Origin of the sequence: Aquiflexum balticum DSM 16537 (genome assembly GCF_900176595.1) — a bacterium.
Taxonomy (GTDB): Bacteria; Bacteroidota; Bacteroidia; order Cytophagales; family Cyclobacteriaceae; genus Aquiflexum; species Aquiflexum balticum.
Map to the genome: position 1 here is coordinate 2,495,548 of NZ_LT838813.1, position 20,143 is coordinate 2,515,690.

Consider the following 20,143-nt stretch of genomic DNA (forward strand, 5'->3'; position numbering starts at 1 on the left):
ATGGTTTGTTTGTTTATTAATCCCTTCTTTTTCAATCTTTTTGCTTAAAATATTACCTTAGCGAGGTTATATGGGGTTTAATATGTTCAGGTTTGGGTACTTAGTCTTGGTTTTGATATCGACTTTGGGCTTTCGGATAAGCACTTTTGCCCAATCCGAGACTTGTAAATGGATTCCAACTGAAACCGCCAAAGACCTTTTCTTGCTTGACTCTTTGAGTGTCATTGAAGAGAGTATCCAAGTGACTGATCAGAATAATAAGACCTATACTTTTTCATACCAGATTAATACCGGATTAATAAGCATTGATGTAGGCAACCCTCCGGTTGTCGATTCCTTGCTTATCTGTTACCGTACTTTCCCCTATAGTTTCAATCAATCAGTGTCCAATAGAACACTAATGGCAGACTATGATTCCATGGCTTTGTTCAGAGACAACAGGGTAAAAGCCATTCCGACTTTTGATTTCAGAGAAGAACTTTTTCCCAGCAACAATCTGAACAAATCGGGTAATCTGACCCGTGGAATCTCATTTGGAAATACACAGAATTTGTTTGTGAATTCTTCATTGAATCTTCAAATGAGCGGTCAGCTATCTGAAAACCTGAATATTAGAGCCAGTATTTCTGACCAGAATGTTCCTTTTCAGCCCGAAGGGAATACCCAACAGTTACAGGATTTTGACAATGTATTGGTGGAATTATATAATGATGATTTTAATCTTGCTGCTGGTGACGTGGTATTGCAGCAAAGAAAGTCTGAATTTCTGCGCTATTATAAAAACGTGCAGGGCGCCCAACTAACCACCAACTATAAGCTGAACGAAAAGTGGAAAGCTTCCACACAGGCAGCAGCTTCGGTCGCAAAAGGGAAATTTGCTTCTATAGTTTTGGAAGTGACCGAAGGAACATTGGGTCCGTATAGGATTCCGGGTCCTCAAAACGAACGGTTTGTAATTATTATGGCCAATTCAGAGCGGGTGTTTTATGATGGAAAACAGCTTCAGAGAGGATTCAATTATGATTATGTCATAGATTATAATCAAGGTGAAATCACCTTTACACCAAATATCCTTATTACACAATACACTCGGATTAGGATAGATTTTGAATATGCAGAAAGAAATTTTTCAAGATCCATCCTCACGGCTAATCATATTCAGGAGACGGGCAATGTCTCTGTGTACATGAATTTTTATAGAGAACAGGACAATAGAAATCAGCCTCTTTTCTTTGAGTTTTCAGATGCTGATAAGCAGTTGCTGGCTTCTGTTGGGGATGACCTTGATGCTGCTTCTGTCCCGCGGGTGGATAGTGTGGCATTTGACCCAAATAGAATTCTTTACAAAAAAGTTCAAGACTTGGATAATGAAGGGAACCCAATAGAATATTTTGAGTTTTCCACAGATCCACAACTTGCCCATTTTGCAGTAGGATTCAATGAAGTAGGTCAGGGAAACGGCGATTATGTCAGGGAACAGCAGTTGGCAAATGGGCCCGTCCATGTTTTTAGACAAAGGATAAATGGTGAACCACAAGGGAATTATTCCATCAATGCCCCCCTTCCTGCACCAAACAAAAAACAGATGTTGACTGCCGGTTCAAGGGTGAAATTAAATCCCTATGAGCAAGTCTACACAGAAGTAGCATTTTCAAAAATAGATCAGAATCTGTTTTCTCCTTTGGATAATGAAGACAATAATGGGTTTGGAATCAAGTCAGGTATACTTTCGGAAAACAGATCCATAGATTGGTTTAAGGGATATAAATTCAGGTCTTTGACTGAATTTGAATATAACTCTGATTATTTCAGCTTTATAGATCGTCTCCGGTATATTGAATTTGACCGGGATTGGAGTTTATCCCAAGCAGATATGCAAGAACCTGGGCAAGAAAGGATATTCAATACTCAAGTGGAATTGGTTAAAGACATAAAAAACTTATTTACTTATAGATTTAATTTAAGAAACCGGGGAGATGTCCTCAACGGAACCCAACATATGGCAAAATGGAACCAAGAGTTGGGAAATAGATTTGAAATCAAAAACGACTTCTTTTTACTGAACAGTGATGTTAGGGATTTGAATTCATCATGGCTTAGATATACGGGTGATTTGCGATATCAATCAAAAATATTAGTACCGGGTTATAGATTGATTTTGGACCGAAATGCAATCCGGAATTTGGAGAAGGATTCGGTAGTCAGTACGGCCATGAATTTTCTGGAACATTTCTTTTTTGTTGAAAGTAATGATACCCTTCCTTATTCCTTTTTTGCCAATGCTTCGGTGAGGGAAGATAAATTTCCTGTAAATGGTGAATTATCCCCGGACACCGAAGCATTTCAGACCATGTTTGGTTTGAAGCGAAGATTTAAAGGACATGATCTCACAGGTACTTTTACCTACAGAAAACTGGAATTCCTAAGGGCGACACAGGCGGCTGAAACGACCGTTCTGAGCAAAGTGGATTACTTGGGCACACTTTGGAATGGTAATCTCCGGAATGAATTGAGTTATGCCTTGGGCAATGGCAGGGAATTCAAACGTGAATTTGTCTTTTTACCGGTACCCACAGGAGAAGGAACCCATGCTTGGAGGGATGACAATGGTGATGGCATACAGCAACTGAACGAATTTTATATTGCTATTAATCCCGATGAAAAGAATTTTATAAAATTGTTTGTTCCTACTACGGACTTTGTCATTGCCTACACGACTATTTTCAACTATCGGCTGAATGCAAAATTTCCGGATGATTGGAGAAGGGAAAAGGGGGTAAAAAAGTTTTTGCAGAAATTCTCCAATACCACAAGTTTGAGTATAGAAAAGAAAATCACTTCAGACAATTTCTGGGATAGGATCAATCCATTTGTTGGGGGATTCAGTGATGAAGAATTGATTTCAGTAAGACAAGTCATCAGAACATCATTTTTCTTTAACAGATCATCGGCTGTGTACGGTTTTGATCTCTCACTTTTTGACAGCCAAAACAAACAATTACTTTCCGGTGGATTTACTGATTTATTGCAGCGGGATTGGAGGTTGAATACCCGGTACAATTTCAGTCCAATGGTCAATTTAAAAGTAAATGGAATCAAAGGTAACCGGATATCCGCTTCAGATTTTTTGGACAATACCAATTATTTCATTGAGCAATATGGTGTAGGTCCTGAACTCGCGTACCAACCAAGCAGTCTATTCCGCTCGACACTTTTGTATCAATTTACCCACAAAGAAAATATTGCCAATCAAGAATTCAATGAAGTATCCAGTTTGCATCAAGTAGGCTTGGATTTCCGATTTGCCAAAGCGATCAAAACCACTATCAATGCCAACTTTAAATATATCTTCATAGACTATAATGGACAACCCAACACCCCTACAGGCTACGAAATGCTACAGGCCCTCACCCCGGGAAACAATCTAACCTGGTCACTGAATTGGCTTCAGAAAATCGGTGAGGGTCTGCAGATGAATATGGTCTATGAAGGCCGAAACTCTGAAGGGTTGGGAAGATTGGTGCATATAGGCAGGATGCAGGTGACGGCGCTATTTTGATTTTCAGGAAGCATTGAATTTACCCTACGCATCTAGTAATTGGGAGTGCATCGATTCTCTTATCAATCAAATGATTTTTATTCTTACAAAGAAGAAATCGCTAACCTCCTAAACTCCACTTCTGCCCCTTCAGCCTGAATAGCAATCTTTCCTTTTGAAGCAGTGGCACAAAATCCATGATTGACCAGACCTCCGTTTACCCAGACTTTGATTTCATCCCTTTTACATTCAATGATCATTTGATTCCATTCCCCCAAGGGATTTTCTGAACCATCAGTCAGGTTGAGAATTCTTCTGCCTTTTCCCTCGATGACTCCCCAATTATCTTTTGGACCCCTCCTTGCTTCCATGTCCAGCACTTGGATATCTTCCCCTATACACCAAAAATCACCTGCGTTTTCATGCATCATCTGAACCTCTATCGATTTTGGAAACATATTGTATAAAGTCCTGGGCGTAGAAGCATGGACCAAAACGCCACAGTTCCCAGGTTTACCTGGAAAGCGGTATTCTACCTCAAGTCTATAGTTTTCATATTCCTTGTGTGTAATAAGATGACCTTGGGGAGTTCCCAAACTCACCAACATCCCGTTTCTGACAATAAAGGGAATCCGTAAACTGCTGTCTTTTTCCAGATCGGGAACATCCATATACCAGCCCTCCAGGTTTTTTCCATTGAAGAGGGAAACAGATTGGGCGATGACAGGAGAATGGAACAAACATAGATTTAAAAATAGAATACATATTAATGCTTTCATGGCAGCGTTGTTTGAAGGATTTATTTGATTGAAATTACCATTATTTGATATGGTTTCCCAACACAAGAATAAATTGAAAAGGATTGTGGACTAATAAAGGAGGTAGGTGAAGAATTTTCCGGTGGAGTTTTCGGATTGGTTATCAGGTAAAGAATGGGGAAATAGTGATTTTAGATGTACTCCAAATCTTTCTGGATCAGGATAAAATCAAATAATGAGTCTTTGTTTTATGGATTTAAATGGACTTATTTTATTATCCAATATAAAACTGTCCCGGTTTTACTTTTTTCCATATTTTTCAAAAAAATAGGTGTTGATTTCGGCGACCGCTTGGAGAATGCTTTCCTTTCCCTGTTTTGTGTTCAGGTCAATCCCGCAAAAAGTACCGTTTCCTGCGGCAGCATGTAAAGCCAAGTAATATAATGCAGCTACATTTACGGCAGAGAATGCTCTGAAATACTCGTTATTTTCCCCGAAATAATGTTCAGAATCAATGAATAGGCCTTCACCCACCCCTTCGCGGGCACTGACGATTCTCTGCATCAGCGGATTGCTTTCAGAAATACTCCACAACATAGTTTTTTGTAATGTCTGATCCTGAAAGACATTTGTAAACTGTTTTTCCAGAAAAAACTGGATAAGATCTTTCAATCCTACCGTCTGATCGATTGGCAGGACATCATGGACTTTTTTTGCCTTATCCGCCCAATAGTCGTTACTTACAATATAGGTTTCTATCAGGTTTTCCAAGGATCCGAAAATGGTGTAAACCAAACTTTTATCAACACCTGCCTTTTTACAGATAGTTGTTATTCGAAGACCCTTATGTCCCTCTTTTGCCAAGATTTCCCCCACAGCATCCAACAGTCTGTTTCTGGCATCTATCTTTTTATTATCCATATACACGCATTGATTTAGTTCAAAGTCTAGTCAATTTAACAAAAATATTTTCTTTTTAATAGTGTCCCATGTATTTAATACTTTGTCTATGTGGTGAAATTCATGAGTGGCCATAATATTGAAACGTATTCTTGCATCTTTTTTGGATACAGCGGGGTACATAATCGGATTTGCATAGATACCATTATTTAGCAATAATTTACCAGCTTCCAATGTTTTCTGAATATTACCGATTTTCACAGGCACAACAGCAGAACAAGTGTTTCCAACAGTCAAACCCATACTATTCAACCCATTTTTAAAATAGTTGATATTGTTCCATAACTTGGATCGCCACTCCGGTTCTTCATCGATTAGTTCAAGTGCCCTCACGGTTCCAAGTATTGACGGTGTGGAGGTAGTGGAAAACAAATGCTGCTTCGATTGGTATTTTAGAAAACGGATCAGTTCGGGGCTTCCCAATACAAAACCCCCAAGATTTCCTAAAGCTTTGCTAAAGGTACCTATGATAATATCTATTTCGTCAAAAACATCAAAGTATTCAATAGCCCCCTTTCCATTTTCCCCCAATACTCCGATTCCATGGGCATCATCCACTGCCAAATACGCATTATATTGTTTCGTCAGCTTTAAAATTTCCTTAAGTGGTGCTACATCTCCATCCTGTGAATAGACTCCATCAACAATAACCATCCTTGTTCGGAATTTGCCCATGGAATTTTTGAGCACCCGCTCAAGCATCTCTAAATTATTGTGAAGAAACGTTTTGACATTGGTCAGTTGACATCCTTCATAAATACTGGCGTGAACCGCCATATCCAAGATGGCGAGATCCTCTTTTTGCAGGAGACACTGAAAAGTTGCACTGTTGGCGGTGTACCCTGTATTGTAAATGATAGCGGCATTTTTGTTGAAGAACTTGGCAACTTTGTCTTCCAAGAGTTGATGGTAAACAAAGTGTCCACCAATTGCGGGAGACGCTGCCGAACCACAACCATATTTTTCGATAGCTGAAATAATGGATTTCTTAATCTTTGGATGCTGGGTAAATCCCAAATAATCATTGGAAACAAAACCATACACATCTTGAAACCCTGATTTTCCGGGAATTCTTATCTTTAATTCAGGGCCACATCCTGTCGATGTTTCCAATCGATAATTAAGGTGATTATTGTCCAAAAGATAATCCAGATATTTGTCAAACAACTTAGCTCTTTGATACATATCCATTTCTGGGACATTTTCAAAATCCTTAAAACTTGCATTCTCAAAATTTTTCATCTTCAGTAATTTCGGCAATTATTTAGTGAGACATTTCTAAAGGGAAATAATTTCCAGAAAGATCTTTGTATTTTTCTGCAAAAATATATTAATTTAATCAAAATTATTCATAAATTTGATTAATATTAATTAAATAATAAAATAGGAAATAATTGATTTATTTATTTTAATTTTAGGAAAACATGATTCAAAACCTGGTGACTGTTGTAATTAGGTATTTAGATAAAGTATGACAAGATGGATGAGGGTGACATTACAGAAAAAAAGATTTTAGAATATTTGAGAAAAAGAAGGGTAGAACTACTAGGTGAACTGAACAAAATAGACCTGGCCATCCAAGCTATGGATCATCAACTTCTAGAGGATTTTGGGTCACATGACCGAATGAATTCCCCCATGATTCGGAATATAAACGGAATATCAACATTACAAGGCAAAGTATTGTCTCCAATGGATGAGTACAACCCGGATGAAAAACTGGATAATAAAGTAGCCTATGCCCTAACAAAACAGGGAGAGGCTTCTAAAAAGCAGATTTGTGATCTGATCTGTACCATGGAACCTGATCTGGACAAAAACAAGTTGGAGAGGAGCCTAAGTGTCAGACTTTCATTTTTAGTGACCAATCACCTGATCCAAGGGAAAAAGCTGGGCAGAAGTTATATATACAGACTCAATTGATTCACACATTTTCTGAAATTTTATTGTCCCTAAAGGCTTCTATTTTCAAAAATTTAAAAGGATATATGTTAGGATATTTTTTCGTTTTGATTTTCAAAGAATAATGACGTGCATTTGTTAGTAAGCAGTATCAAGGTAAGATATTTTTATTCATTTAAAATTAATTAAAATTAATTAAAATTTGTTAATTAAATAAAGCTGATTAATTTTGCATGAAAATAAGTCAAAACTAATTTTATCAAAATGAAAAAAACAATTACTTATCTATCCATTCTGTTTTTGGGATGGTTTGGCTTAGTATCTTGTCAAGATATCTCGGAGCCAGAAATCACTAAAGAAGCAAATTTATCTGATCCACTTAAAGAGATTAGTAGTGTCGAAATTGAAGCAAATCTAATTAAATTGGGTGCAATATTTGGGAATGCTCTAAAAGATAAAGAAGCCATCTCAGAACTCTTTGGTTTTGCAAAACTGGAAGGAAATGAGGGAGTTGTGGGATATAGTTTGAAGCGCTTATTCGAAGAACAATCCTCCAAAGTAGCTAGAAAGAAGTCTGCTATTGTTTCATCAATTGTTCAAAATTCTCATAATTTAAGGATGAATAGTGATGAAGAATATAATTTAGATGAAATGATTTCATTTATTAACACTAACGAGATAGAGGTCATAGCGCCTTATTTGGCAAGAAATTTTGAAGCAGATGAAATTGATGAACTGACAATTTCCTGGTGGACACAAGAAATGGAAGATGAGGGACTTGCCCTAGATCCTAATTGGCCAGGAGAAACACCCGCTTTCAAAATTAAACTGGACAAAAATAAAGATATACTTAACAATGTCCTTGAAGCAACGCAAAATGGTGTGTTAGAAATATTTATGGTTGGTGACGAATACGCCATGAAGAACCCTACAATCGTATTTGGAGCCTTTGACGAGGATCTTTATAACATTGGAAATAATTCAAAACCCCTGTTTCTTGAGAGTTTGTCCTACTCAAATGTCGTTCCCCTAAACGAAGGGGTAAAATGTGAGGATATTTTGCCAGGCGATCTTGTCCGATACCAAATGCCGGATTTCAGGATCAGAGACAATACCAGAAGTTGGCCAAATGGTAACTTTATTTCCATATGGGTTGCTTATAGTGCATATAATACTGTTAGTGGAGTTCCAGAACTTGGTTTTAACGTGAATCAAATATTCAGAAATAAAAAAATTGATCGGGGAGATTTCGCTTGGAAGGCAAATTGGGTACCCCCATTGCTTACTCATTGGGATATCACAAACTATTCCATTCAGATTATAGTAGCTCACCAGAAAAAAAATATTCTAACTGAAAAAACTTATTCTTCTTCTGCTATTAACCCTACGACGGGAATTACAGTTTCATCAAGCCAAGAAGTGACTTGGGCAGATACTAAAACATATGGAAGTAACACTTGGTACAGATGTCAGGAAATCAATGGGGCACATACTGTAGCTGTACCTCCAACGAATGTTATCAGGAACGGAAATGCTGTATGGCAAATGCAAAGTTCAGATGGGAGATGTGAGTTTACTTTGGAACCAAGACTAACAAGATGGTAATGAAAAAGATATATTTTATAGTGTTGTTTTTGACCTTGTCGATGGCTGTTACAGCCCAAGAAAAAGGTCTGTTGAGAAAGGGCTTCAATGTTGGTGCAGCCTATACTTCTGTAAAAAGTAAAGCGTCTTGGGCTACCACGAGCAATACTATCGGGCTGTACGGAGAATATGAGCATCCCTTGGTCAAAAAAATCGGACTGAGCGGCATGGCATCAATAGGCTTTGATAAGTTGCAGGGCTGCGCTCCCTGTGAGACAGGCTGGTACCAAGAGGCATTTTGGTGGGGGCTTGCCTTAAAGAGACCCTTTCAGATCGAATCGCAAAAATTCTCTATACAGGTAAGAGGTCGTTGGTTTGGATTTGGCAGCGAAAGGGTAATGCCAACATCCCAAAACCCAGTAACCGGCAAATTCGACTCTTGGACCACTAATCGTCTGAATGCAAACGTATGGGGCTTAAGATTAGGTTACCAGATTCCCGTAAGCTATCCCCTTGAGTTCAATATGTCCCATGAATGGAACGGGATCTTCCGGCTCAATACTGTAGGGCTTGCCTGGCAGTTTTAATCAAGAGGCCTGCGGAGACGCAGGCCTTATTTTTTTGCATCCTATCTTCATTAGGGTACTAATGACAGAATTTCGGAGCGTCACTCTGAACGTAGAGAAGAGTCTCAAGAGGTTCAGGAAAAGGATGACTTTGAATAATGGGGGTTAAATACTTTTCCAGTAATTCAACCGCCTAATTGTACCTCTAGAGATTCCTCGTGCCTCGGAATGACGCCTGCCTTAATGTCATACCCCATTCTGAACATTTACAAAATGTTGGAGACTCGAGATGACCATCTACAGAGATATAAAAACAAAACATGACAAATGTCATGTTTGTACCTTTTTAATGTCACTTTAGAAAATATACTGCCTAATTAGCTTTGTAGGAAATGATCGAAGCTATGCAGCATAAAACAGAAAGTTTGGTAAACTTCGAGGTGCCTCCTAAAATTATCACTACTCACTTCTGTGAAAAGTTACCTCCGGGCTTTGCTGTCCAACTTGCCAAAGGTGGAAATGGATTGATGTGCAACAGCCATCGTGAACCCACATTGTATACTGCTCATTTACCCGAAGTATTGGATTGGCTACATGGTCTTGACAATCCAAAAGCATTGGAAAACGAACCATGCGAAGTGCCTGTTTTACTTTTTGACAAAGAATTTTCAACTGAAAATATACTCTTCCATTATGACGGTACACCCAATTCTGCGCAATTAATCAGGAAATTTATCGACTTGTTTGCTGAAAACATCAAAAACAGCAAATCAACCATTATTTCACCATGCTTTATTCCAAAATCAAAACTCCGTGAAGAGCAGGAATTGGTTCAGCTAGTCACTCATGCTACTTCAGAAACCTCATTTATCAAATTCAATTTTACACGGATCGGTGACTTTTGGTCTTATGCAGTGAAACACAAGTGTACCCTATTGGTCACTACCAAAAACTACCAGTCTGCTTTAGCCAAAGTTTTGTTCCATTTTTATAAAGGCGGTATGTGGTACGATCGCTTATCTTTTTATATGTCAGTATAAATTGAGTCAAAACGTGATTTTTATTTTCCTTTTAACTAGATTAGTAATATAAATTGTTCCGATGATTGAGCCTGACAAAATAATTAATCAACACACCAAATCCACCTGTTTTCATTGCGGGGAAGATTGTAAAGAAACAATCCTGCATTTTGATGAAAAGGATTTCTGCTGTACAGGGTGTAAGTTGGTGTATGAAGTGCTCAATGAAAACGACCTATGTACCTACTATGATATTGCAGATAAACCCGGCCTAAGCCAAAAGGCTGTATCGGGCAGAGAAAACAGGTTTGATTATCTCAATGATGAGGATATCATCAACAAGCTAGTTGATTTTCAGAACAAGGAGGAAATCCATATTACCTTTTCCATTCCACTGATTCATTGTGCGTCCTGTATTTGGTTATTGGAAAATCTCCATAAATTAAATCAGGGCATCATATCTGGTAGGGTGGATTTTGTCAAGAAAAAAGTCCAGGTCAAATTCCTTCGCGAAAAGGTCAGCCTGAGAGAGGTTGTAAGCTTACTTTCAAAGATCGGTTATGAACCCACCATTAATTTGGCTGACGTTGATAGGAAATCAGTTTCTTTTTCAGATAAGAAACTCATTTACAAATTAGCAGTTGCAGGTTTTTGTTTTGGAAACATGATGCTTTTCAGTTTGCCCGAATATTTTGCTGAGGCCGAATTGTTGGGTGAAGGATTTAAAAAGACATTTAACTACCTGAATGTTTTACTTGCGCTTCCTGTCTTTTTCTATTCTGCAACTGATTATTTGAAATCAGCCTGGATTGCAGTTCGCAATAAAGGAGTCAATATGGATGTCCCTATTGCTATTGGGATTATTACTTTATTCACTTATTCACTTTTCGATATATTTTATTTAGAGAATGAGGGATACATGGATACCTTGGGGGGTCTTATCTTTTTTCTATTGATAGGAAAATATTATCAACAGAAAACCTACGATACACTTTCTTTTGACAGAGACTATAAGTCTTACTTTCCTGTAGCGGTCACCAGGCTTATTCGCGAACAAGAAGAGGTAATTCCTTTGATCAAACTTCATGTAGGAGATATCATCAAAGTCCGGAATGAAGAATTGATACCGGCAGACAGCATTCTCCTGGACGGGGAAGCTTATATAGATTATAGCTTTGTGACCGGAGAGGAAGTTCCGCTGTCAAAGAAAAAGGGAGAGCTTATCTATGCGGGAGGTAGACAAAAAGGAAAAGCGCTGACATTGACAGTACAAAAATCCCCCTCCCAGGGATACCTGACTGATTTATGGAACAATGAGTCTTTTGAAAAAGAAAAAGTCTCTACACTGGAGTCACTTGCCAATAAAATTTCAGGGAAGTTTACCATTACAGTTTTATTGATTGCAATTTCAGCTTTGGTATTTTGGTCCGCTTCAGGACAGATTTCTTTGGGCGTGTTGGCATTTACCTCAGTATTGATCATTACCTGTCCCTGTGCTTTAGCCATGTCAACACCATTTACTTTAGGTAATACGCTTAGGGTATTCGGTCAGGGGAAATTGTATCTCAAAAATTCCCATGTCATCGAAAGAATGGCCAAAATAGATACGGTGGTTTTTGACAAAACAGGAACTTTGACAGCACCTGCTAGGGCTTCTGTGAAATATTTTGGTGAAACCCTGTCACCAGAAACCCAATCTCTGATAAAAGCCATGGTCAACCAATCCAATCATGCCCTGAGCAATAGGATAAATGCCTGGCTGGAAGGTACCAAAGCCCTTGTCATCGGTGAGGTAGAGGAAGTTATGGGCAAAGGCTTAAAAACAACCTACAAAACCCAGGTGATTAAACTCGGTTCGGCAGAATTTGTAGGTGCTGATAGGAATGATTTGCCAGATGGAGGAAATATAGTTTTCTTCTCCATTCAGGATACAATTTTAGGTTACTTCTTTGTCCAAAGCGGACTTCGGCAGGGAATTGAGAAAGTTATTGCTGATATAGAGGCGGAAAAAGAGGTGCATTTCCTTTCAGGAGATCAAGATCATGAGCGGACTAATCTCAAGAAGGTATTTGGAAATAAAGTATTGATGAATTTCAATCAGGGTCCAAGCGACAAACTGAAATATATCAAAAGGCTTAATGAACATGGAGCCAATACCCTTATGATAGGGGACGGCTTAAATGACGCCGGGGCTCTGAGAGAATCTCAGGTAGGGATTGCCTTGACGGATAAAATAACCAATTTTTCGCCTGCATCCGATGCCATTATGGATGCTTCCATGATCGGGAAGCTTCCGGATTTTCTGAAGTTTTCCAAAACCAGTAGAAATATCATCAAAGCAAGTTTTGTACTTAGTTTTACCTATAATTCAATAGGCGTCTTTTTCGCCGTTCAAGGGTTGGTAAGTCCTGTTTTCTGTGCGATTTTGATGCCTGTAAGCAGTATTTCTGTTGTAGTCTTTACTACTTTGGCAACCAATTACATGGCATTTAAAAAAGGCCTTAAAAATAAAATATTCTAATTATGGAAGTAATATTTATACTTATTGCAATCAGTTTATTACTCGCGGGGTCCTTCCTTTTCCTGTTTTTCCAGGCAATGAAAAGCGGACAGTTTGAAGACAACCAAACCCCTGCAATCCGAATATTATTTGAGAATGAAACAAAACAAAAAACCAAACAAATCAATAAAGTACCATCAACTAAATCTAAATGAGTATGTCAGGAACAACACTGGAACAGTTCAGTTACGACAATAAGATCGTAAAGTACTTCGGGGTCGCCACCATTGCTTGGGGCCTTGTCGGAATGCTGGTGGGGGTGATTGCAGCTACCCAGCTCTTTCTACCCGAAGCCAACCTCGGAAATCCATACACTACTTTCGGCAGAATCAGACCGCTACATACCAATGCAGTGATCTTCGCCTTTGTAGGTAATGCGATTTTTGCTGGTATTTATTATTCAATGCCCAGATTACTGAAAACTCCCATGTGGAACAAAGCGCTTAGCTGGTTTCATTTTTGGGGTTGGCAGACAATCATTTTATTGGCGGCCATTAGCCTTCCTTTGGGATTGACAACTTCCAAAGAATACGCAGAGTTGGAATGGCCTATCGATATTTTGATTGCTGTAGTATGGGTGGCTTTCGGTGCCAATATGATCGGTGCACTGATCAAAAGAAGGGAAAAGCACCTGTATGTGGCTATTTGGTTTTATTTGGCCTCATTTGTTACGGTAGCGGTCCTTCATATTTTCAACTCACTTGCACTTCCTGTTTCCTTCTTCAAAAGTTATTCCGCTTATGCCGGAGTACAGGATGCGTTGGTACAATGGTGGTACGGACATAATGCCGTGGCGTTTTTTCTGACAACGCCATTTTTGGGATTGATGTATTACTACCTTCCCAAAGCTGCCAATAGACCGGTTTATTCCTACAAGCTGTCTATTATCCACTTTTGGTCCTTGATTTTCTTATATATCTGGGCAGGACCACATCATTTGTTGTATACGGCATTACCAGAATGGGCACAAATCTTAGGGGTTGTGTTTTCGGTCATGTTGATCGCACCATCATGGGGCGGGATGGTCAATGGTCTTTTGACCCTTAGGGGTGCTTGGGACAAAGTCCGTGTCGATCCGGTTTTGAAATTTATGGTGGTAGCGGTTACTGCCTATGGTATGTCCACTTTCGAAGGGCCAATGCTTTCTTTGAAAAATGTAAATGCCATTGCACACTACACCGATTGGATAGTTGCACACGTGCATATCGGAGGCCTTGGATGGAACGGCTTCTTCACTTTCGCTATGCTATATTGGTTATGGCCTAAAATGTGGAAAACAGATTTGTATTCCACCAAATTGGCTACCACTCACTTCTGGATGGGTACTTTAGGTATCATTTTCTATGCTCTGCCGATGTATGTTGCAGCATTGACTCAGTCTTTGATGTGGAAAGAGTTTACAGAAGCAGGAAGATTGGCTTATCCAAACTTCTTGGAGACCGTAGTTCAGATTGTTCCCATGTATATGTTGAGAGCTTTCGGTGGCCTATTGTATCTGGCAGGGGCGATCTTGATGGTATATAATATGGTTAAAACGGCTAAGCAAGGTAAGTTTGTGGCCTACGAGGCTGATGAAGCGCCTGCCCTGAAGCCACATGTACCTTATGAAGGGGAGTTCTGGCACAGGGCTTGGGAAAGAAAGCCAATTTTCTTTACCGTATTGGCTACCATAGCTATTCTGATCGGTGGGGCAATAGAGATTATCCCGACTATTTTGGTGAAATCCAATGTACCTACCATTTCAAGTGTGACCCCTTATACTCCTCTGGAATTACAGGGAAGAGATCTGTATATATCCCATGGTTGTGTGGGCTGTCATTCTCAGATGATCAGACCTTTTAGGTCTGAAACTGAGAGATATGGAGAATATTCCAAAGCCGGGGAATTTGTGTATGACAGACCTTTCCTTTGGGGCTCTAAAAGAACAGGACCTGATTTACATAGGGTAGGTGGGAAATATCCCGATAGCTGGCACTACCACCATATGGTAGACCCAACCAGTATGTCGCCGGGTTCTTTGATGCCTCCATATCCCTGGATGTCTACCAATATCATGGACCATAGCGATGTGCCGGCCAAAATCAGGACCCTTCAGAAACTGGGAGTTCCTTATCCAGAAGGTTATGACCAGCAAGCCAATGCGGATTTGATGGTACAAGCAGATCAGATTGTAAAAAGTCTTCAGGCTACAGGGGTAGAAGTATTGCCAGAATCTGAAATTGTGGCACTGATTGCTTATCTACAGCGATTGGGTACAGACATTAAGAAAACGACAGCTTCCAATCCTTAAACTTCCAGTGTTATGAAAAAAGACATCTTAAGTTCCATAGAGAACATTGAAATCTATCCCATCATATCCTTACTGATCTTTGTGATCTTCTTTGTTGGGATGTTCATATGGGTAATCAGAGTTGACAAAAAGTATATAGATCATATGAAAGAAATGCCTTTCGATGATGAATCACCAAAGAACAGCGGCTATGAAAAAGTTTAAATCCATATTGATCTTGTTGGCGGGGATTTTCAGCACTCTGCCGGCAATGGCCCAGACCAGTGAAGTGTCATGGGTTTCCCAAATGCAGCAAATGGAAAGCAGTCAATTGACTTTATTGATCATTTTGGCTGTGGTGCTTGGAGTCATTGTCTTGCTGTTGATTTTGATGATTTACCTCATGTCTTTCATGGTGGCGGTTTTCAAAAAAGAGAATCCTGAATTGGCCAATGAGCCATCTTGGTGGGATGAATTTAAATTGAAATACATCACAGGTAAAATGAAACCGGTTGGTGGCAAAGAAGAAAAACAATTAATGCTTGACCACAATTATGATGGCATAGTGGAATTGGACAATCATATGCCACCTTGGCTGGTAAATGTATTTTACCTCACCATTGCCTTTGCTGTAGTTTATTTCACTTATTATTCTGTTCTGGGATTGGGAAAAACCCAATTGGAAGAATATGCGGAAGAGCAGAGATTAGCTGCAATCAAAATTGAACAATACCAAGCAACGGCAGTCAGTAGCATTGATGAAAATTCTGTTGTATTTGATGAATCTGCTTCGGCACTTTCTGCTGGGCAGCAGATTTTCAGTGCCAACTGTGTTGCTTGTCATGCCTCTGATGGTGGAGGAGGTGTAGGGCCCAATCTTACTGATGAATATTGGATCCATGGTGGTTCCATTCAGGATATTTTCAGGGTTACCAAATATGGTGTTCCTGAAAAAGGAATGATCCCTTGGGCTGACCAATTAAGCCCTGAAGAAATGCAGCAAGTTTCCAGTTATATCAAAACCTTGGTGGGAACCACACCTGCAAATCCTAAAGCACCTCAAGGTGAAAAACTTGACCCTGAGCAACCAATAGAAGAAGAAGTTATTGAAGAGGCGACCATCGTTGCAGAAGTTAAATAGCACAATTATATCAATATCCGATGGAAATTTTCTATCGGATATTGTTTTACAAAATGCAAAACATAAGTTTTAATACACTATTTCTTAAAGTACCATGAGTAAAGTCAATCCTAACCAAAATCCTGATGTATTCCGTGACGCACTTGGTACTGTAAAAGGTGATGGTAAACGAAACTGGATTTACCCAAAAAAAGTATCAGGTAAGTTTTACCGGTGGAGGACTTATCTTTCCTGGGTTTTGTTGGCCATTTTATTTGCAGGCCCATTTATCCAAGTAGGTGGGAGACCTTACATGCTTTTCAATATATTTGAAAGGAAATTCATCATTTTTGGTGCAGCATTTTGGCCTCAGGATACCCACTTATTGATTTTTCTCCTTTTGATTCTATTTGTATTCATTATTCTGTTTACGGCGGTTTTTGGGAGGATATTCTGTGGTTGGGCCTGTCCCCAAACACTTTTTCTGGAAATGGTATTTCGCAAGATAGAGTATTGGATAGAAGGAGATGCCAATCAGCAGCGCAGGCTAAATGACATGGAATGGAACAGGGAGAAAATCTGGAAAAAGAGTTTTAAAATGACCCTATTTGTTATTATTTCTCTTGCAATAGCCCATTTGGTCATGGCTTATTTGATAGGCGTAGACCAGGTAAAGGAAATCGTCAGTCAGCCACCATCTGAACACATGGCAGGCTTTATAGGATTGATGGCTTTTGCTGGAATCTTTCTTTTTGTCTTTTCTTGGTTTAGGGAGCAGGCCTGTATTGTGGTTTGTCCCTATGGAAGACTCCAAGGAGTTTTGTTGGATGCCAATTCCATCAATGTTACCTATGACCATGTCAGAGGCGAACCTAGGGCTCCAATAAGAAAAAACAAAATTGAAGAAAGCCCCAAGGGGGATTGCATTGATTGTGGACTGTGTGTTCAGGTCTGTCCGACAGGAATTGATATCCGCAACGGAGTACAAATGGAATGTGTCAATTGTACTGCCTGTATAGATGCTTGCGATGAGGTTATGGAAAAAGTAGATAGGCCTTTGGGACTTATTCGTTATGCATCTGATAACAGTATTGAAAAAAGAACCCAAAAGTTGATTACTCCGCGGGTAAAGGTGTATTCCTTGATGTTGGTTGTTTTAATGGGCGCATTTGTGACCTTGATTGCGACAAGGGATGATTTGGGTGCAACAGTAACCAGATTCAGGGGAATGACCTATCAAGCCCGTGATACAGGAGAAATCAGTAACTTGTATGAAGTGACCTTTATCAATAAAACCTTTGAGCCACAGACTGTGGAATTGAAAGCTGAGGATCCGGATTTTAGAGTAGAGGTAGTCGGGGATCAAAATTGGACATTGGAAGGTCAGGCAAAATTTGAAGGGAGGTTCTTTATCGTAAAAAACAACGAAGATGTAAAGATACCCCAAGAAAAAATCAAATTGGTCCTGCTCCAAAACGGAGAAGAGATTGATAAAATCAAAACCAGCTTTATGGGGCCGGTGTATAAGGGAGGAAGTTAAAGGGATGAAGGATGAAAAAAGGAGCAATGAGCCAAAGATTAGCTTTAGGCACAGCTTATAAAATAAGGGCATTAGAGAGTGGCTATAAACTTTGCCTTGTCCCCTCCCTGCCTGTCGGCAGACAGGGACGGTAGGAGAGGTCTTGGGTCCTCCTGGTAAATAGATTTCTCTCTACGTTCGAAATGACAAAACAGGACTACCCTATAAACGATTAAACCTGTCTGCCATTGCGGATCAATTAATAAAACAATCATTAAAATTAAAAACATATGGACTGGGGAAAAGGAATAATACTCACATTAGTTGCTTTTGGGATACTGATGATAGGGATGGTGACTTTTTGTATCAAGCAAGACGATATCCATCTGGTGACTCAAAATTATTACGAGGAGGAAATCAAGTATCAGGATCAAATTGAAAAAATGATCAATGCCAGTGAAATTGGCTATAATGTCTTGGTCTATGATAGTCAACTCAAAAAAGTCGATTTACTGTTGCCCAAAGGAGCAAAAGGAACCCTTCACTTGTTCAGGCCATCAGATGCAAGACTTGACCAAAAGATTGCTTTTGACATCACTGAGACAAATGCCAGCTCGATAAACGTGAAAGACCTGAAGCCGGGATATTGGAGAATAAAACTGAGTTGGTCTGAGGACGGAAAAGAATTTTACGAAGAGAAAAAAATCAATATCTAAGTGATCTGGACAGCGTTTTTATTGGGGTTTTTGGGTTCATTCCATTGTTTGGGAATGTGCGGCCCTATTGCCTTGGCAGTATCGGCCAAAGACAATGCTCCTTTCTTGCGCAATAAAATCATCTATAATCTTGGGCGAACCCTCACTTATACCTTGCTAGGCGCCGTTATCGGGATGATCGGTTTTTCTTTGGCCCTGGCAGGAATTCAACAATGGATTTCCATATTAATGGGGGCATTAATCTTATTGATGGCATTCTTTTACAAAAGCTCGGAAAGGTATATTACCAAATCGGGTCTTTTTGGAGCAGTTTCCAAGTTGAAATCCTCTTTGGGTTATTTTTTGAAAAAAGGCGGTACTCCTGCTTTTTTTGCTTCGGGTTTATTGAATGGCATGCTTCCCTGTGGCATGGTGTACATTGCCTTGGTGGCTTCCTTGGCCCTCCAAAGTCCCATCTATGGTGCTATGTACATGTTCTTTTTTGGAATCGGAACCATCCCTATGTTGATTGGGGTCATGATTTCCGGTAAAATCCTTTCACTATCCCTCAGGACCAAACTGACCAAAGCACTTCCATACTTTGCGATGTTTATTGGAATTTTGTTTATAGTAAGAGGAATGGGATTGGGAATCCATTATGTCAGCCCTAGGTTGCAGGTTTTTGATTATGGTGCTGAAAAGATTGAGATGACAATGTGTGAGTGAGTTTGGGCTTAATTTTATAGAGAGTTGGCAGTCTGAAGACTGCATATTGGCGGGTCTAGGCATGCCTACAGTAGGTGGTTCTGAAGACTTTAACCAATTTCGATTGCTTGAAAATTTTATGTCTCTTTCAATTTCTCAGAGATGAAAACCTTGATAAGACTTTGACGGGTAATTCCTAATCGTTGGGCTGATTTATCCAACTCCTGAACCATCCATTCAGGAAAATCCACACTGACACGTTTGGGCTTTAATCCTGGTTTGCTTGCCTTTTCTAGATTTAAAAAATCAGACAAATCCTCATTGTTCTCAAACTTTTGATCAAACTCAGCCGATGTAATAGATTGCTTTTTCATTTTCCATTGATTTTCTTACTGAAATTATTCGTTTCATATCATTTCTGACGGTGAATATAGCCGACCAAATACTTTGATTGAATTGGGCAATCAATAAATATCGTTTTTCATCTACTGTCTTAGCCTCAATAACTACCCTGTTTGCGTCATCCCATAATTGTTGTGCTTGATTAAAATCAATACCGTGTTTAATTCTATTTGATTCACTTTTGTGAGGATCATATTCAAACATTTCTCAAATTTATTTCAAACAGCGGTCTATCGCAAGTCAAAAATAAGTAAAAACAGCTTAATTACCGTTGCTTTTTTGTATGATTATCAACCTTTTTTCAATTATCCTATACTCTTAACTAGAATCAAGCAAATAAATTTTCAGCGGATAATACGAATTGAATTCTGGTAAAGGAGGAAAGGGTTTATTTTTAAAATACCCGTGGTTGGCAGTCTGAAGACTGCAAAGTGATGGTCCAAGTCTGAAGACTGGAACCACTCTTGTCTTATACCGCCTTTATGATGATCGAGCCTATTAACCTCTCTTCTAAAACACTCCTCCTCTCTACTTCAAAACTATCTC

19 protein-coding genes are annotated in these 20,143 nt (G+C 39.3%); 14 read left to right on the forward strand and 5 right to left on the reverse strand.

The window, feature by feature from the left end:
- Positions 1-82: 82 nt before the first annotated feature.
- Positions 83-3,559 (forward strand): hypothetical protein, encoded by a 3,477-nt coding sequence (locus tag B9A52_RS10695; protein ID WP_084123466.1) that lies wholly within the window; start codon positions 83-85, stop codon positions 3,557-3,559.
- 83 nt (positions 3,560-3,642) lie between these two features.
- On the opposite strand, the gene B9A52_RS10700 is transcribed toward B9A52_RS10695, so the two are convergent.
- The 3 genes from B9A52_RS10700 to B9A52_RS10710 form a co-directional block, all read right to left on the reverse strand.
- Entirely contained in the window at positions 3,643-4,317 is a 675-nt protein-coding gene (locus tag B9A52_RS10700; RefSeq protein ID WP_084120468.1) for a 3-keto-disaccharide hydrolase, read from the reverse strand.
- A gap of 279 nt (positions 4,318-4,596) precedes the next feature.
- Positions 4,597-5,217 carry a TetR/AcrR family transcriptional regulator gene (locus B9A52_RS10705; protein ID WP_084120469.1) on the reverse strand — a complete coding sequence of 207 codons (621 nt, stop codon included), beginning with the start codon at positions 5,215-5,217 and terminating at the stop codon, positions 4,597-4,599.
- A gap of 30 nt (positions 5,218-5,247) precedes the next feature.
- Positions 5,248-6,498, reverse strand: a complete 1,251-nt coding sequence (locus B9A52_RS10710; protein ID WP_084120470.1) for an aminotransferase class I/II-fold pyridoxal phosphate-dependent enzyme — start codon at positions 6,496-6,498, stop codon at positions 5,248-5,250.
- A 237-nt stretch (positions 6,499-6,735) separates the two neighbouring features.
- Here B9A52_RS10710 and B9A52_RS10715 point away from each other — a divergent pair, with 237 nt between their 5' ends.
- The 13 genes from B9A52_RS10715 (at position 6,736) to B9A52_RS10775 (ending at position 19,216) form a co-directional block, all read left to right on the forward strand.
- Positions 6,736-7,179, forward strand: a complete 444-nt coding sequence (locus B9A52_RS10715; RefSeq protein ID WP_084120471.1) for a hypothetical protein — start codon at positions 6,736-6,738, stop codon at positions 7,177-7,179.
- Positions 7,180-7,422: 243 nt separating this feature from the next.
- A complete protein-coding gene (locus tag B9A52_RS10720; RefSeq protein WP_084120472.1) occupies positions 7,423-8,763 on the forward strand; it encodes a hypothetical protein in 1,341 nt (446 codons plus the stop codon).
- Positions 8,763-9,329, forward strand: coding sequence for a hypothetical protein (locus B9A52_RS10725; RefSeq protein ID WP_084120473.1), 567 nt, complete (start codon positions 8,763-8,765; stop codon positions 9,327-9,329). Before B9A52_RS10720 ends, B9A52_RS10725 begins: the two co-directional genes overlap by 1 nt.
- Positions 9,330-9,712: 383 nt before the next feature.
- Entirely contained in the window at positions 9,713-10,348 is a 636-nt protein-coding gene (locus B9A52_RS10730) for a hypothetical protein (RefSeq protein WP_084123467.1), read from the forward strand.
- Positions 10,349-10,409: 61 nt separating this feature from the next.
- A complete protein-coding gene (locus B9A52_RS10735; RefSeq protein WP_084120474.1) occupies positions 10,410-12,848 on the forward strand; it encodes a heavy metal translocating P-type ATPase in 2,439 nt (812 codons plus the stop codon).
- 2 nt (positions 12,849-12,850) lie between these two features.
- A complete protein-coding gene (ccoS, locus tag B9A52_RS10740; protein ID WP_084120475.1) occupies positions 12,851-13,042 on the forward strand; it encodes a cbb3-type cytochrome oxidase assembly protein CcoS in 192 nt (63 codons plus the stop codon).
- A 2-nt stretch (positions 13,043-13,044) separates the two neighbouring features.
- Positions 13,045-15,177, forward strand: a complete 2,133-nt coding sequence (gene ccoN / locus B9A52_RS10745; RefSeq protein WP_084120476.1) for a cytochrome-c oxidase, cbb3-type subunit I — start codon at positions 13,045-13,047, stop codon at positions 15,175-15,177.
- Positions 15,178-15,189: 12 nt separating this feature from the next.
- Positions 15,190-15,381, forward strand: a complete 192-nt coding sequence (locus B9A52_RS10750) for a CcoQ/FixQ family Cbb3-type cytochrome c oxidase assembly chaperone (protein WP_084120477.1) — start codon at positions 15,190-15,192, stop codon at positions 15,379-15,381.
- On the forward strand, positions 15,368-16,297 hold the full coding sequence (locus B9A52_RS10755) for a cytochrome c (protein WP_084120478.1): 930 nt from the start codon (positions 15,368-15,370) through the stop codon (positions 16,295-16,297). The genes B9A52_RS10750 and B9A52_RS10755 overlap by 14 nt, the downstream gene beginning before the upstream one ends.
- A gap of 94 nt (positions 16,298-16,391) precedes the next feature.
- On the forward strand, positions 16,392-17,816 hold the full coding sequence (gene ccoG, locus B9A52_RS10760; RefSeq protein ID WP_084120479.1) for a cytochrome c oxidase accessory protein CcoG: 1,425 nt from the start codon (positions 16,392-16,394) through the stop codon (positions 17,814-17,816).
- 11 nt (positions 17,817-17,827) lie between these two features.
- A complete protein-coding gene (locus tag B9A52_RS26330; RefSeq protein ID WP_262483148.1) occupies positions 17,828-17,950 on the forward strand; it encodes a hypothetical protein in 123 nt (40 codons plus the stop codon).
- A 135-nt stretch (positions 17,951-18,085) separates the two neighbouring features.
- A complete protein-coding gene (locus B9A52_RS10770; protein ID WP_084120481.1) occupies positions 18,086-18,511 on the forward strand; it encodes a FixH family protein in 426 nt (141 codons plus the stop codon).
- Entirely contained in the window at positions 18,512-19,216 is a 705-nt protein-coding gene (locus tag B9A52_RS10775; RefSeq protein ID WP_084120482.1) for a sulfite exporter TauE/SafE family protein, read from the forward strand.
- A 116-nt stretch (positions 19,217-19,332) separates the two neighbouring features.
- Here the strand turns inward: B9A52_RS10775 and brnA are convergent, their stop codons facing one another.
- Both brnA and B9A52_RS10785 read right to left on the reverse strand, forming a co-directional pair.
- A complete protein-coding gene (gene brnA, locus B9A52_RS10780) occupies positions 19,333-19,569 on the reverse strand; it encodes a type II toxin-antitoxin system BrnA family antitoxin (RefSeq protein ID WP_172805197.1) in 237 nt (78 codons plus the stop codon).
- Positions 19,541-19,801 (reverse strand): BrnT family toxin, encoded by a 261-nt coding sequence (locus tag B9A52_RS10785; RefSeq protein WP_084120483.1) that lies wholly within the window; start codon positions 19,799-19,801, stop codon positions 19,541-19,543. The genes brnA and B9A52_RS10785 overlap by 29 nt, the downstream gene beginning before the upstream one ends.
- Positions 19,802-20,143: the final 342 nt, after the last annotated feature.